The organism is Ohtaekwangia sp., from assembly GCF_036568665.1.
Lineage (GTDB): Bacteria > Bacteroidota > Bacteroidia > Cytophagales > Cyclobacteriaceae > Ohtaekwangia.
Genome location: NZ_DATCSD010000044.1, coordinates 1 through 15,580 on the forward strand (window position 1 = coordinate 1; position 15,580 = coordinate 15,580).

Below are 15,580 nucleotides of genomic sequence, written 5' to 3' on the forward strand. Positions count from 1 at the left end.
GAACCGTAAGGAGCATCAAGACCATCTACATACTCTCTTCGCTTGCCGTTTACCTGCGCATTTACACAATATGGTTTTAGCGTAGGCTTATTACCCATAATAGATTGTATAGAAGAGGCCAGACCAAAAGATGTACCTACCCAGATGCGTTTTTGATGATCGACATGTATACCGCGCACCGTGATGGTGTTGGAAGGAAGCCCGGCATTCTCATCGTATAGCCAGTACTCTCCGGTGTTAATATCATAACGGATAAGTCCGAAGGAATTGGAAAAGAGTAAATTCTGCTCGTCCATTACCTCAACAGAACTTACCGATACATAGGTGAGTGGTCCGCCCAGGTCAATTCGCTTAATCGTTTTGTGATCGTAGCGCAGTAGCCCCTCCGTTGATGCGATCCAGAGTATATCTCCCTGAACTGCCAGATCGCGGATACTGAAGTCAGATATGGTGTTGAAGCGAACCGGCAGACTGATGTTCTTAAATTCTTCGGAACCATTTTCTTTCAGAAAGAGATAAGAGGTTATTCCACTGGAAGCAGCATAGATTCCGCGGGCTCCTTCGCGCACCAGGTTTACTTCACTTTGTTTACTCACCGGAACGCTATATCGTTTGATCACAAGATCATCAGTAATAACTTTCAGGTTAGAGCTTCTTGCCTGGCTTAGCCATACGTTGTCGTGCGAGTCGAGAAATATATCGTGTACAAAATTTCCTTCACGCGAAAAATCCCATTGCTGTTTAAGTATACCATTCTGAAAGAGCATAACATCAAAAGCAGAACTTGCCCACAGTCCTTTCTTGCCAAACTGCAGGGATTGAAAGTAACTGTCTTTATTGTTATATATAACTTTGCTCTCCCATGTGCGGCCGTCTTTAGCCTGCTGCAGTTGTACAAGTGTTTCCTTATAGCAGTAATACACCAGCTTCTGTTGGGGGTCGTCTGCTATACCTTCTATAAAGTGCGCTTCAGAGTTAAGGTCAGGCACAATGAACTGGTTCTTCTGCGCAATGATAAGTCCTTTATCCGAAGAGATCCACAGATCACCTTCCTTGCTGAAGTACGAGCTGTTAATGCTGTTGAAATTGAACAGCAATGTTTCCATGTGTGGTGCTATACTATCCGGCTTTACATGGTATACATCTTCACCGAAAGTACTGATCCATAAAGTGGAGTCTTGAGCCATAAGCAAATACGATGCATTCATAACCGGAAACGCACGTTGAATTTCCTTCAGCTCTCCTCCTTGTAAAGTTGCTTTATATATACCTTCGCCAGCCGCTATCCATAAAATACCCCGATTAAACAAAACGTGACTGACAGATCCGGGCAATGTCGATTTTAACTGGAGAAAGCTGCGTGTAGGCCTATCGTAGCGATACACTTTTCCCTGATAAGATATAGTATACAGATTTCCATCGCTATCTTCGAAGAAGCTGAATGACCGGACAAATACAGGAGAGCGATTGGCGGTACCGAAATCATAGCGGTTGAAAGATTCCCCATTGTATGCCAGAATGGATTGTGATTCGCCAATCCAGATCAATCCTTCTTTATCTTCAAAAATGGTTTTGGCATACCATAAGGTTGAATCAGTAGGAACACGCGCTCCGCGAATCAACTGTTTAAAGAAAACAGTGTCAATCCGGTTTTGAATTTCGATCAGGTCAAGGTCACCGATTGCCAGCAATCGGCCATCATGTGTTTTAAGAAAGCCTTTGGTATACTGGCTGAGAAAAGCATTTTTATATGTACGGAAGCGAAGCCCGTCATACTTTACCAGGCCGTCATCGGTAGCAATCCAGAAGAATCCGAGTGTATCCTGCGCCACAGCTTTTATAACATCGCTGGGCAAACCATCTTCCACCCGGTATTGATGAAAACGAAATTCCTGCCCATATATAGTTGTTGTTGCCAACAAGCACGCGATAATCAACAGGCAGTATCTCATCCCTTAGTTCATGAACGATAAAGATAGCAGAGTTTTTTTAGTGTGAGATGTCTGAGAGGATTAAGAATTTATTGATCTCATGAAAGTGAAAAACTCGCTTAACTTTGCCCGCTACACCATTTGACCCGAATATGAATTTCAACCGGAAAAACCATTCTGACGATCTGTTACGAAAGCTCTATGAATCACTCTTGTTTCCGCGAATGATCGAGGAAAAGATGTTGATCCTGTTGAGACAGAACCGTATATCCAAATGGTTTAGCGGTATTGGGCAAGAGGCTATATCCGTGGGCATTACGCAGGCACTTCAACGGGATGAGTATATTTTGCCGATGCACCGGAACCTCGGTGTGTTTACGGGCCGCGACATGCCTTTTGAAAAATTGTTTGCCCAATGGCAGGGTACGATGGCCGGGTATACTAAGGGAAGAGATCGCTCTTTTCACTTTGGTACGAACGAGCATCACATTGTTGGGATGATCTCGCACCTTGGTCCGCAAAATGGTGTGGCTGATGGTATAGCACTGGCTACAAAGCTAAAGGGCGAAAAGAAAGTTACCGTGGTTTTTAATGGCGATGGCGGAACCAGCGAAGGTGACTTTCACGAAGGGCTAAATGTGGCGGCCGTATGGGACTTGCCGGTAATATTTGTGATTGAAAACAATGGTTATGGATTATCTACACCCAGCAACGAACAATTCCGGTGTAAAAGCTTTGTAGATAAAGCTATTGGTTATGGAATAGAAGGTGTTCAGGTAGATGGCAATAACATTCTGGAAGTATATAATACGGTGATGTTATTAGCAGAACAATTGCGTGAAAAGCCTCGCCCGATATTGTTAGAGTGTATAACCTTTCGCATGCGTGGCCATGAAGAAGCTTCCGGTACTAAATATGTACCCAAGGAGTTAATGGAAGCGTGGGCGAAGAAAGATCCGGTGGATAACTATGAGAAATACTTGCTCACCGAGAAAGTTATCGACACGGGATATATAGATCAGGTACGTGCCAGGATCAAAAAAGAAATTGAAGAAGGATTGGAGACTGCTTTTCAGGAGACCCATCCCGAACCTGACACAACGATAGAATTCTCTGATGTATATGCACCGTTCAATCAAGTAGTAATCGAACCGGCTTCTGAGAAGAAAACAGAGAAACGTTTTATCGATGCAATCAGCGATGGCTTGCGTCAAAGCATGGAGCGCTTTGATAGTCTCGTGCTGATGGGACAAGATATAGCAGAGTATGGCGGTGTATTTAAAATAACCGAAGGCTTTGTAGAGAAATTTGGAAAGGGAAGAGTACGCAACACTCCGTTATGCGAAGCTGCGATTGTTGGCACGGGTTTAGGGCTGTCGGTAAAGGGAATGAAAGCAATGGTAGAAATGCAGTTTGCCGATTTTGTTACCGAGGGCTTCAATCAGATTGTGAACAACCTGGCAAAAACTCATTGGCGCTGGGGTCAGGCTGCCGATGTAGTAGTGCGTATGCCTACAGGAGCCGGTACAGCTGCGGGTCCATTTCACTCGCAGAGCAATGAAGCGTGGTTCTTTCATACACCCGGACTAAAAATAGTATACCCTTCCAATCCTTATGATGCAAAAGGATTACTCTGTGCCGCGCTTGAAGATCCTAACCCGGTTATGTACTTCGAACATAAACTCATGTATCGTTCGCTGAAGGACGCTATACCGGATGATTATTATACCGTTGAGATCGGAAAAGCAAAAACAATACGCGAAGGTTCGGATATATCCATTATCACGTATGGTATGGGTGTACATTGGGCAACCGAGATATTGGACGCTATGCCGGATGTAAAGGCAGATATACTCGACTTGCGCAGTTTGTTACCGTGGGATCGTGAAGCCGTAATGGGCACAGTTAAGAAAACGAATCGTGTGTTGATCTTGCACGAAGATACTTTAACGGGAGGTGTAGGCGCAGAAATAGCAGCATGGATCAGCGAGCATTGCTTTGCTTACCTCGATGCCCCGGTTGTGCGCGAAGCCAGCCTGGATACGGCAATTCCTTTTGCGCCCACTCTTGAGCAGAATTTTTTGCCCAAAGGCCGGTTAAAGAAAAAGATCGAAGCTTTATTGGAGTATTAACGCTGCACAAGCAGGACGTTGGAGCCAATAAAACGCTTTATCGAACGTTCTGAAAACCGGGAAGCAATTTTTCCTTATCTTAGCCTGTTTCTTTTCCATTTTTTGAACGCAAGAACACACAATAGCAACAGCATTTTTTCAACGGCAGCGAAGTCGATGGGGCTTGTTGTAATTCTTTTCCTATTGGCGCTTCCGGCCTTGGCACAAAACACCAAAGGCGATCGGCCACAATCTTCAGGAGGTGGTGGCACAAGACGCGAGAGTCGGTTTAAGCTTTTTAAAAAGAAAAATCGAACATCAAAATCTCCAGGCAGCTATGGTCGCGCACGTTCAAGAGGAGCATCGCGTGCCAGCAGTGCTCGCAGAGAATCCAGACCGGGCAAAGCTATAGGAGGTCGTTTGCCGCGTGCTACATCCAAGCCGGGTAACAAACAGCGCGCGTGGCGTGGCGATATCACCGGCAGACGCATTCGTACAAAAAATACAGAGAGTGCCGGTAGTGCAAGAAATGTATTTCCACAGAGTGGCAGATATGTTAATCATAGTTCTACCAGCGAACGAAGTGCGCGAAGGAGTTCGGGGTCAAGAGGCCGCGTTCGTACACGAAGTGTTACTGGTAAATCCAGTAATGTATACTCACAAAACTGGCAGTACGTTCATAATCCATCCAAGAATCCGCAGCGTAGGCAACGAACAGTTTCCAACCGCTCAACGCTTGCGCGACTGAATAAATTACAAGGCAACCCAAATGGATCCCCGCCAGGAAGAAAAAGAAAAGTTATACCTCGTTCGGCTTCACGTTCATTTATAGCACGGAAGAGTACAAACATCTACGCTAATTTCCCGCGACCTAAACGCAGAACAGAAAAGGCGTATGTGGGAGATATAGCAGGACGAAAATTAAGAACTAAAAATTACGAAACTCCCCGACCAGGTATAAGTGCTCCGGAATTTAAACCGTATGCCGGACGCAAGCGTATTGGAGAACGTCCGTATAGAGGACCTGCAGCCGGAAGCTACCGTTCGGCTACACGCACAAAACCACAGGCTTGGACGGGTGATATCACCGGTAGAAGAATAAGAGGAAGAAACTTTACTTCGAAGAGGAAAGTAGAAGGTACTCCTATACTCGGTTCAAGACCACGGTCGGCTACACGCACAGGCGTCCGGTCTGGCGTTTTACCTCACCAGGTTCCTGGTAAAGGTATAACAGGACTCAGAAAATTTCAGTCGAGATTAAGAGGAAGAAGAAATGCACAAGGTGGGGGCAGTGTAAGCGGTCGCCTGTGGAATAATAAACAATCCGCTATACCGGTTCGTGTGCCGAAGTCATCAGCCATGGCTGGTTACTCCGGAAGAATTAAAGGAGGGAGACCATTAAAGGGTGGTGGCAGCGTGAGTGGTCGCCTGTGGAATAATAATCAGTCCGCTATACCAGTTCGTGTACCGAAGTCATCAGGTATGGTTGGTTACTCCGGAAGAATAAAAAGAGGAAGACCATTGAAAGGTGGAGGTAGTGTGAGCGGCCGCATGTGGAATAACAATCAGTCTGCTATACCGGTGCGCGCTCCTAAATCTGCAGCTATGGGTAATTATACCGGCAACATAAAAGCCGGCAGACCATTGAAAGGTGGAGGCAGCGTAAGCGGTCGCGTGTGGAATAACAAACAGTCTCCTATACCGGTGCGTGCCCCCAAGTCTACCGCCATGGGTAATTATACTGGTAACATCAGAGCGGGCCGTCCGCTGAAAGGAGGAGGTAGTGTGAGTGGCAAATTATGGAACAATAAAGAGTCTGCTATACAAGGGCGAATACCCCCGGCTTCTGCACACAAGATTAACGGTTATCCGGGCAAGATCAGGAAATATACTTTACAGCCAGGCTTCTCCGATCAGGGAGAAGAATTTACGGGCTATATCAGACGTCCGAGATTTTGGAAAGACTATATTAAAAATCCGAAGTCGAATGAAAATGCTTTGAAGAAAAAGCGTCCGAAGAGTCCGGTATATGCCGTTGATGGCTACCAGGTAGCGGTGCGCACGCGCAAGTATGTAAAGAACGAAAACGCTGCTGAAGAAGCAACGCCCAAACTGAAGCCTTCAAAAACAACCATGCAGGTTGGTGAGTTGCAGATAAAAGTAAAGCAGCCGGCGCATGGCAAGAAGAAGAATGCACCGGAGGATGCTATAGACGGATTAACACCAAGCAAAGAAACGGTCAAGGCCAGTCAGTATGCAAAAGGAGTTCGCCGTACATGGAAGTATATACATAACTCCAGCAGCGCAGAGGAAGCACTGCGAGTGCGCGAACCCGGAAAGGCTTTTGCAAGAGCTACCGATTATCAGGGTAATATCAAGATGCAGAAGTTCAGATTCTTCGAGAAGAACCGGGCGCTTCATCCGGATGCCAAGTTTGTAAAGCTTAATAAAAATAATGTTGACGGAGAACGTGATCTGCTAACGAACTTTAAGCTATGGTGGGCGCGTTTGTTCAAGAAAGAGGAAACACAACCTGAGCATCTGAAAGATAAAGGGCACAAGCCGCGTTACGATAAAGGTGAGCAGGGCTTATGGTATGACTGATAAGACTATGAATTGGAACGAACTCAACACGTTGACTCAGCTCGAGAAAATCAGAGAAGAATCAAAAGAAAATCCGGTAGTAATTTTTAAACATAGCACGCGCTGTTCCACCAGTCGCATGGTGCTCGACCGGCTGGAGCGTAACTGGAAACCCGAAGAACTTGGTCATGTAAAGGCTTACTTTCTCGACCTTATTTCCTATCGTGAAGTTTCCAATCAGATAGCAGAGCAATTTGAGATTGAACATGAATCGCCTCAGGTATTGATTATATCTCAAGGCAAGGCTGTTTACGACCGGTCTCACATGGGCATTGACTATAACCAATTGAAAGACGAACTCAAAAATTAGTTTCCTTATAGTTAACGGAATTTGTTCACTGCGGTTTCCCCGGTTTAAGGTGACAAATTCCTGTTGTCCCTAATAAACCCCTGTTATTGAAGTCATTGTGAATAACTTAAGGTTTGTATTTGCGTTAGGTATTTAAAAGTCTAAATTTATTGCAAAGAATCTTGTGAGGATGCTGCGGTCTGTAAAGCTTTCCATTTTATCAGTTCTGGCTGTAATACTGGCTGTGCAAGTACAGGCACAAACACAGGACAGCTATGAGTATAATTCTGAATTTACCTGGGGTATAAACAAAAATACTTCTGGTGGACTTATCGGAGGTCTTGTTTTCAAGAAGGCACGAAAGAGAAGTGAGCGTGTGTTTGAAACCTTCGGGTTGGAGATCATGAATGTAAAGCATCCGCAGGAAGTTCGTACCAACTCCATTCAAACCGGTAACTTTTTCATCTTCGGCAAGAGTAATTACCTCTACGCATTTCGTTTTCAATACGGCCGCGATCGTATTCTCTTCAAGAAAGCTCCTCAACAAGGCGTGGAGATCAAAGCAGTTTTTGCTGCAGGTCCAACACTTGGTATCGTGGCGCCTTACTATGTAGAGTATGCACGCAGCAACGATCTCGTATCTAACTCCGTGCAATATCATCAGGGCATGGCGGCAGAAGATATACTCGGCACAGGCAGATTGTTTCAGGGCATTGGCGATTCCAAGATCGTTCCGGGAGCAAACCTGAAAGCTGCTATAAACTTTGAATTAGGAACAACCAAAAGTCAGGTAACGGGTTTTGAAGCAGGCTTCCTTATAGATGCCTATACCAAAACGATAGAATTAATGCCGGAGTCAAAGAACTACTCTATATTCCCGACTCTCTTTATAACACTCTTCTACGGAAGCCGGAAGTAAATCGATATCCGGTTAATAATTTTTTCCTCTATATACTATGCAACGTCAACAGCTACACGCCAGCGGTCCGGTATTTTCACGTATAATTTCAGGTGCCTGGCGATGGAACTTGCCCGATACAGCAGTCAACACGTTAATTGAAACTTCGCTGGATTGTGGTATCACCACGTTTGATCATGCAGATATATATGGCGATCATAGCAACGAAGCTATATTTGGAAATGTACTGCGCAAAAATCCATCACTGCGCCAAAAGATGGAGATCGTTACCAAGTGCGGCATCAAGTTTCCTTCTGCGCATAGACCGGCCAGTTGGGTAAAGCACTACGATACTTCGAAGGAACATATACAATGGTCTGCAGAGAACTCCTTGAAGACACTGGCTACTGATCGTATAGATTTGTTATTGATCCATCGTCCCGATCCATTATTGAACCCTGAAGAAGTAGCGGAAGCATTTACAGTGTTAAAGCAGCAAGGTAAAGTTCTTCACTTTGGTGTTTCCAATTTTACATCTACGCAATTTGAAATGTTGCAGAGCTATCTTTCGTTTCCGCTGGTAACCAATCAAATCGAGATCTCTCTCTCACATCATACCTCTATGTTTGATGGTTCGCTCGATACATTGATGAAACATCGTGTAGCACCAATGGCGTGGTCGCCACTGGGAGGAGGAAAGCTCATGAGTGATAACACAGCTATGTTTTCGAAAGCGGTGAAATATACTGCTACAGAAACTCAATTGGCACTTGCCTGGTTGCTGAAACATCCTTCGCGTATTTTTCCGGTAATCGGAACAACCAGGCCCGAACGCGTTAAAGAAAGTGCTGATGCAACCAACATCAATCTCGATCTGCAGGATTGGTTTGAGATGCTGAAGATTGTGCAGGGAAAAGAAATGCCTTAGACAGGTCGCGCAGCAAGCGCGCACTTCTTTCTCAGTTTGATGATCAACATCCACAAGGCGAAGAGAAATCAAATATCCACGATGTAATAGTCAGAGCCCATATAATAAACAGCTTCAAAGAAATAACCGACTGGTTCTGTTGGAGGAATGCTGATAAATCGCATACTTTTAATCTCGACAACCGATGCGAAAACAAAAGCGAACCCTATCGGGTAACGCCCGTAAATTACCAGTAACTTAAAATAAAAGCTTTTTAAGCGTATCGATAAATTTCATGAATGACAGACAGGCGAAGGGATAAGATGTAACCATTCTTTTTCTCATTTTGCCGGAAACATTCAGCGGAGCATTTTTGTATTTCTCTTATTGCAAAGTTTACCATGGCGAAAGCAGCAGAAAAGAAAGTGATTGACCTGACAGGTCATGAGAATATTGAAGTGATCGGTGCAAGAGAGCACAATCTGAAAAACATAAACGTAGAGTTTCCGCGCAACAAGCTGGTGGTTATTACGGGCATCAGCGGCAGCGGCAAATCATCGCTTGCGTTTGATACGATCTATGCCGAAGGACAACGCCGCTATATGGAGAGTTTCTCTGCGTATGCGCGCAGCTTCCTGGGGAACCTTGAACGCCCGGATGTAGACAAGATCAATGGTCTGAGCCCGGTAATTTCCATCGAACAAAAAACCACTTCGCGTAACCCGCGCTCGACCGTTGGTACGGTAACGGAAATATACGACTTCATGCGTCTGCTATATGCACGTGCAGGTGAAGCGTTTTCGTATTTATCGGGAGAGAAAATGGTTCGCCAGTCGGAAGAGCAGATACTGGATGCTATACTTCAGAATTTCAAGAGTAAAAAACTTATACTGCTGGCTCCCATAGTAAAAGGACGTAAAGGTCATTATCGCGAATTATTTCAACAGATACGCAAGTCTGGCTATACAAAAGTGCGTGTAGATGGTGAGTTGCAAGACATCACCGCGAAGATGCAATTGGACCGCTACAAGATACACGACATTGAGGTGGTAATTGATCGCATTGTAGTAGATGCGAAAGACAGACATCGCATTGGTCAATCAATTGCTAAATCGCTCAAAGAGGGTAAAGGAATTATTATGGTGCAGGAAGAAAATGGAAAGGTGCATCACTTCTCAAAATTCCTGATGGATCCGAAAACAGGATTGTCGTACGATGAACCTGCTCCCAATATATTTTCATTTAACTCTCCCTATGGGGCATGCCCGGTTTGCAATGGTCTCGGGCAGATTGAAGAGATCACCGAAGAGTCCATTATTCCCGATAAGAAATTAAGCATCAGCCGCGGAGGTTTTCTTCCACTCGGAGAGTATCGCGATATATGGATATTCAAAAAGATCGAAGCGATACTGAAGCGGTATAAATTAACGCTTACATCGCCGATCAAAGAATTTCCAAAAGAAGCGTTGAAGGTTTTACTCTATGGCGATGATGAACCGGTTGCAGTAGCATCAGTAAAATATCCGGGCACAGAATGGAACACGCGCTTTGAAGGGATCATCAACTTCCTGGAGAAGCAACGTGATGAAGGATCGGAAGCCATTAAAAAATGGGTGGAAGATTTTACCATTATCAAAAAATGTCCGGAGTGTAATGGCGCACGGTTGAAGAAAGAATCGCTGCACTTTAAGATCGATAATAAAAATATAGCAGAGCTTGCTGAGCTGGATATACTGGCGTTGCAAAAGTGGTTCGAAGGATTGGAGAAACGCCTCAATGAAAAGCAACGCGTAATTGCTACAGAAGTATTGAAAGAAATACGAAAGCGTATAGGCTTCCTGTTAGATGTAGGGCTGGATTATCTGAATCTCAACAGGCCGATCCGCACATTGAGTGGAGGTGAGTCGCAGCGTATACGTTTGGCAACACAGATTGGTACACAGCTGGTAGGTGTACTATATATTCTCGATGAACCCAGCATCGGGTTGCATGCACGCGACAACGTAAAACTGATCAAGGCATTAAAAGATCTGCGGGATATAGGTAACAGCGTTGTGGTAGTAGAGCATGATAAAGATATGATGCTCGAATCAGACTATATATTGGATATAGGGCCTGGTGCCGGCCGACATGGCGGGCACGTAGTAGCAGCCGGTGATCCTAAAAGCTTTATTGCGAACAATAGTACAACAGCAAAATTTCTCAGTGGCAAAATTTCCATTCCTTATCTGAAGGAACGAAGAAAAGGATCAGGTGAGAAATTAGTTTTATCAGGAGCAGCAGGAAACAATCTCAAAGGTGTAACACTGGATATACCTTTAGGAACACTTACTTGTATAACCGGTGTATCAGGCAGTGGTAAATCTACCTTGATCCATGAGACGCTCTTCCCTATACTCAATCGTCATTTTTATAATTCACGAACCGAACCTTTGGAACATGAAAAGATTGAAGGTCTTGAGTATATAGATAAAGTTATCGAAGTTGATCAATCTCCTATAGGAAGAACACCACGCTCTAACCCGGCAACCTATACAGGTGTGTTCAGCGATATACGTGATCTGTTTGCGCAAATGCCCGAAGCTAAGATACGTGGGTATAAAACAGGTCGCTTCTCATTCAACGTGAAGGGTGGTCGTTGTGAAACGTGTGAAGGTGCAGGGCTTCGTCTTATTGAAATGGAGTTTCTTCCGGATGTGCATGTACCTTGCGAAACGTGTAAGGGTAAACGCTATAATCGCGAAACACTGGAAGTTCGCTTCAAAGGCAAATCGATCAGTGATGTGCTGGATATGACGGTGGAGGAAGCTGTTACGTTCTTCGAGAACCAACCGAAGATTTTACGCAAGATCCAAACGTTGGGTGAAGTAGGCTTAGGCTATATTTCGCTCGGGCAACATGCCACAACACTTTCGGGTGGTGAAGCACAGCGTGTAAAACTGGCAACAGAACTTTCGAAGCGTGACACTGGTAAAACACTTTATATACTGGATGAGCCTACTACAGGATTACATTTCCAGGATATAGCACATCTGCTGGATGTGTTACAGAAGCTGGTAGATAAAGGCAATACAGTATTAGTGATCGAGCACAACCTGGATATCATCAAGGCATCAGACTATATCGTAGATCTAGGACCGGAAGGAGGCGCCAAGGGAGGAAAGATCATCGCTAAAGGAACACCGGAAGAGGTAGCAAAAAGTACATCTAGCTATACTGGTAAATTTCTGAAAGCAGAACTAAACTAACTATATATCCCGTGCTTTCCTTTGATGAAAGCGGAGACATAAAACTATGAATGCAACCATTCGCCAGTATCTTTTCGGAATAATTTTTCTTGCTGTCAGCATTTATCAATTTTTTAAACACGATTACCTGGAAGCGTCTCTATACATGCTGGCGGCATTGTCGTTTATATCTAATACGCTGACAGGCGAGCCTAAACTGGTGGCCTATAAAAAGATTCTGGTGATTATTACATGGTCATTGATCATTATTACGGGCATTGTGTTTTTGTATGTGCTCCAGTTCAAATTCCTGTAAAGCAGCGCATCTGCCATCCACATAAATCCTGCACGGGCGGGTATACTATTTCAGTACCTTTGAGGATACGGACAAATGGTAAATAAGCACAGACTATATTGGTCGTTGCAGATAGGAGGGTGGTTGTTATACGCCTTCATTCAGATCGGCTCAAGTTTTTTGGCAGCCGCAGGAGATGTTACACCCAGGCGCGTTATATTCCTGCTGGTGGAAGCCATGCTGTGTTTACTGATAACACATTTCTTTCGCAGCTTTCTTATCCGTTGGAAGTGGCTATACTTCCCGATGCCAAAACTTATTCCGAGTGTACTGATTGCCGTTTTCGGAATGGGTATTATAGTATATTTTCTGCGTATACCCGTAAACATGATCCTCGGACGCTTGTTCGATCCGGTTACAGCGTTTGATCCTTCGCAGATACTGGGGCAATCATTTTTCTATACCATTGTATTTTTCCTCTGGTCGCTTTTTTATTTTATATACCACTACTTCGACCGGTATAATAAATCGTTGAAGTATGAAGCATCCATGATCGAGATCGAATTGAATAATCTCAAGTCGCAGCTCAATCCGCATTTTATCTTCAATGCATTGAATAGTATACGGGCACTGGTGGATGAGAATCCTTCAAAATCAAAACAGGCCATCAACCAACTCTCCAATATTCTGCGCAATAGTCTGGCGTCTGATAAGAAAGGACTTACTAAATTTGATGACGAGCTTCGCATTGTAAAAGATTACCTCGGCCTGGAGAGTATACGTTTTGAAGAGCGACTTAAAACAGAGTTTGATATACACCCGATGTCATATGGATTTTTAGTGCCGCCACTGATGATCCAAACGTTGGTAGAGAACGGCATTAAGCATGGTATATCTAAACTTACCAAGGGTGGTATGATACAGGTAAAGACGTATGTGGACAACGATCGTATGAAGATACATATCCGTAATACGGGCCACCTGATAAATGGAACGAAGCGAACCAAGACGGGCTTGGGATTGAAGAATACAATCCAGCGATTGAAACTGATCTATGGCGATGAGGCCTCGTTCCGTATTGTAAATGAAAACGATAATTTTGTACTTACTGAAATCATAATTCCTCAACACATCACTTATGAGAGCATTAATCGTGGATGACGAGCGCCTGGCGCGCAAAGAATTAATGAAATTATTGGAAGACCACCCGATGATTGAAGTTGTTGGGGAAGCTGCCAACGCTGAAGAGGCAACACAAATGGTAAATGATCTGAATCCGGATCTGTTGTTCCTCGATATTCAGATGCCCGGTAAAACCGGCTTTCAGCTATTGGAAGAATTAGACGGTGTGCCGCTGGTAGTATTTACTACAGCCTACGATGAGTTTGCGCTGAAAGCTTTTGAAGTGAATGCTCTGGATTATTTGTTAAAGCCTATACAACCCGAGCGACTTGCTGAAACAGTATCGAAGCTTGCTGAGAAGGAGCGTGCTAAAGTAGTGGCTTTACGCGGCCCTGAGAAGAAGCTCGGCCTCAACGACCAGGTATTTGTAAAAGATGGCGATCGTTGTTGGTTTGTAAGTCTTTCGAATGTGCGTCTCTTCGAATCAGACGGTAATTATATCAAAGTATATTTCGATGCGAATCGTCCGATGATTCACAAATCATTGAATGCATTGGATGAGAAACTGGATGAACGTGCTTTCTTTCGCGCAAGCCGCAAGCATATAGTAAATCTTAGCTGGGTAGAAGGTATAGAGCCGTGGTTTAACGGAGGCCTTATGGTAAAACTGCGTGGTGGCGATAAAGTAGAAGTAAGCCGCAGACAGGCCGCCAAGTTTAAAGATATGATGAGCCTCTAGCGTAAGTGTTATTACGCAAGCACCAGTTCGATTAATTCTTTCTGCACGTTCCAGTCTTTCGCCAGCTTCAGCATGGCAGTGGCTTCCATTTCGGTAACATAGCCTTTCAGGTTGTTTGCCTGCCATACCATGTTGATCAGCTCAATGCGTTTTTCTTTTGCATAATCGCCAATGATGTTGTTCAGAAATTCACGTGCGCGATCAAATGCTGTTACATAATCTTTAGCAATAAACTCAAGAGCCCAGGCGTATTCTTCCTGAGCATCTAATTCACGCGCTGTTTTGTCAAGGTCGTTCTTCTCTTCTTCATCAAGCCCGTGATAGTAAAAGATAACAGACTTAAGAAGCATGAATACTTTCTTCTCTTCAGAGGATTTCATTTTTTGGGTTCCGGAAAGTGTGAAAAATACAAAACTTCCGGGAGCTTGAAAGACAATTGGTTACTTAAGCAAAAATAAATCAGACGCGATCTTGTCGGCAAGCAGCATTCCCGATTTTGTCAATACCAGCACATCATTTTCGAGTTTTGCGAAATTTGCAGAAAGCAGCGAATCGATATATTCCCGTTGATCGCCTAGCAGGTTGTAACGATAAAGTGTTTGTAATTTTTTCAAATCAGCACCCCACACCGTTCGTAATGTTGTCAGCAAAAAATCGTTGACCTTGTCTTCCATTGTTAGCTCCTCTTGAGTAAATGGAATAACATCCCGCTTCATGCTTTCAATGTATTGATGATTGTTGCTTAGGTTATACTGACGGCTGTGGTTGTTATACGAATGGGCGCTTGGCCCAACACCTAAATATTTTTCCTGCTTCCAATAACTGCTGTTGTGTTTAGACTCGAATCCGGGGCGCGCAAAGTTTGATACTTCATATTGAGTAAGGCCAGCACTCTCCAATGTATCAATCAAAATTTCCAATTGTGCAGCAGCCGTTTCATCGTCTGCAGCTTTCAACTTTCCTGTTGCTGCCCAACGACCAAACACGGTTTTGTCTTCAATGGTAAGCGAGTAAGATGAAATATGTTCGGGCTGAAGTTGAAGCGCCTGTTGAATATTATTCTTCCACATCGCATGATCCTGATCCGGAATAGCATAGATCAGATCGATGCTGATGTTCTTGAACCCTGCCTGACGCGCTTCTTCCACACAACTTTTTGCAGATATACTGTTGTGGGCACGATTCAGAAAATGCAGCACTTTATCATCAAAAGATTGTATACCGATACTTAACCGGTTTATACCTGCCTCTCTGATTTTATGAAGTTGCGTGGAAGAAAGATCATCCGGGTTTGCTTCCAGTGTAATTTCTGCCATAGGATTAACGGGGAAATTTTCGCGGATAGTTTCAAGCAGAAAATTCAATTCGTCTTCCGATAGAAGAGAAGGTGTTCCTCCCCCGAAGTAAATCGTGTTGAT

12 protein-coding genes are annotated in these 15,580 nt (G+C 44.2%); 9 read left to right on the forward strand and 3 right to left on the reverse strand.

What is annotated here, in order from left to right:
- A partial coding sequence (locus VIN08_RS02105; protein WP_331959485.1) for a ligand-binding sensor domain-containing protein occupies positions 1–1,952 on the reverse strand: 1,952 nt, incomplete at its 3' end.
- 131 nt (positions 1,953–2,083) lie between these two features.
- On the opposite strand from VIN08_RS02105, the gene VIN08_RS02110 reads away from it, so the two are divergent.
- The 9 genes from VIN08_RS02110 (at position 2,084) to VIN08_RS02150 (ending at position 14,162) form a co-directional block, all read left to right on the forward strand.
- Positions 2,084–4,063 carry a dehydrogenase E1 component subunit alpha/beta gene (locus tag VIN08_RS02110; protein ID WP_331959488.1) on the forward strand — a complete coding sequence of 660 codons (1,980 nt, stop codon included), beginning with the start codon at positions 2,084–2,086 and terminating at the stop codon, positions 4,061–4,063.
- Positions 4,064–4,165: 102 nt separating this feature from the next.
- Entirely contained in the window at positions 4,166–6,646 is a 2,481-nt protein-coding gene (locus VIN08_RS02115) for a hypothetical protein (RefSeq protein WP_331959491.1), read from the forward strand.
- A 7-nt stretch (positions 6,647–6,653) separates the two neighbouring features.
- Entirely contained in the window at positions 6,654–6,995 is a 342-nt protein-coding gene (gene ytxJ / locus VIN08_RS02120) for a bacillithiol system redox-active protein YtxJ (protein ID WP_331959494.1), read from the forward strand.
- A 169-nt stretch (positions 6,996–7,164) separates the two neighbouring features.
- On the forward strand, positions 7,165–7,893 hold the full coding sequence (locus VIN08_RS02125) for a hypothetical protein (protein ID WP_331959497.1): 729 nt from the start codon (positions 7,165–7,167) through the stop codon (positions 7,891–7,893).
- Between the two features lie 37 nt (positions 7,894–7,930).
- Entirely contained in the window at positions 7,931–8,800 is an 870-nt protein-coding gene (locus VIN08_RS02130; protein ID WP_331959500.1) for an aldo/keto reductase, read from the forward strand.
- A 380-nt stretch (positions 8,801–9,180) separates the two neighbouring features.
- Positions 9,181–12,027 carry an excinuclease ABC subunit UvrA gene (uvrA, locus tag VIN08_RS02135; RefSeq protein ID WP_331959503.1) on the forward strand — a complete coding sequence of 949 codons (2,847 nt, stop codon included), beginning with the start codon at positions 9,181–9,183 and terminating at the stop codon, positions 12,025–12,027.
- Between the two features lie 46 nt (positions 12,028–12,073).
- Complete coding sequence (locus VIN08_RS02140; RefSeq protein ID WP_331959506.1) at positions 12,074–12,322, forward strand: hypothetical protein; 249 nt, start codon at positions 12,074–12,076, stop codon at positions 12,320–12,322.
- Between the two features lie 75 nt (positions 12,323–12,397).
- A complete protein-coding gene (locus tag VIN08_RS02145) occupies positions 12,398–13,462 on the forward strand; it encodes a sensor histidine kinase (RefSeq protein WP_331959509.1) in 1,065 nt (354 codons plus the stop codon).
- Positions 13,440–14,162 carry a LytR/AlgR family response regulator transcription factor gene (locus tag VIN08_RS02150; RefSeq protein ID WP_331959512.1) on the forward strand — a complete coding sequence of 241 codons (723 nt, stop codon included), beginning with the start codon at positions 13,440–13,442 and terminating at the stop codon, positions 14,160–14,162. The genes VIN08_RS02145 and VIN08_RS02150 overlap by 23 nt, the downstream gene beginning before the upstream one ends.
- Before the next feature lie 11 nt (positions 14,163–14,173).
- On the opposite strand, the gene VIN08_RS02155 is transcribed toward VIN08_RS02150, so the two are convergent.
- Complete coding sequence (locus tag VIN08_RS02155; protein ID WP_331959515.1) at positions 14,174–14,542, reverse strand: hypothetical protein; 369 nt, start codon at positions 14,540–14,542, stop codon at positions 14,174–14,176.
- A 60-nt stretch (positions 14,543–14,602) separates the two neighbouring features.
- Positions 14,603–15,580 (reverse strand): radical SAM family heme chaperone HemW (hemW, locus tag VIN08_RS02160; protein WP_331959518.1); only part of this gene is annotated, 978 nt, incomplete at its 5' end.

Coding starts and splice junctions, on each gene's coding strand:
- uvrA (WP_331959503.1), top strand. CDS start 9,181: ATGGCGAAAGCAGCAGAAAAGAAAGTGATTGACCTGACAGGTCATGAG.
- VIN08_RS02150 (WP_331959512.1), top strand. CDS start 13,440: ATGAGAGCATTAATCGTGGATGACGAGCGCCTGGCGCGCAAAGAATTA.
- ytxJ (WP_331959494.1), top strand. CDS start 6,654: ATGAATTGGAACGAACTCAACACGTTGACTCAGCTCGAGAAAATCAGA.
- VIN08_RS02110 (WP_331959488.1), top strand. CDS start 2,084: ATGAATTTCAACCGGAAAAACCATTCTGACGATCTGTTACGAAAGCTC.
- VIN08_RS02125 (WP_331959497.1), top strand. CDS start 7,165: ATGCTGCGGTCTGTAAAGCTTTCCATTTTATCAGTTCTGGCTGTAATA.
- VIN08_RS02140 (WP_331959506.1), top strand. CDS start 12,074: ATGAATGCAACCATTCGCCAGTATCTTTTCGGAATAATTTTTCTTGCT.
- VIN08_RS02145 (WP_331959509.1), top strand. CDS start 12,398: ATGGTAAATAAGCACAGACTATATTGGTCGTTGCAGATAGGAGGGTGG.
- VIN08_RS02155 (WP_331959515.1), bottom strand. CDS start 14,542: ATGAAATCCTCTGAAGAGAAGAAAGTATTCATGCTTCTTAAGTCTGTT.
- VIN08_RS02130 (WP_331959500.1), top strand. CDS start 7,931: ATGCAACGTCAACAGCTACACGCCAGCGGTCCGGTATTTTCACGTATA.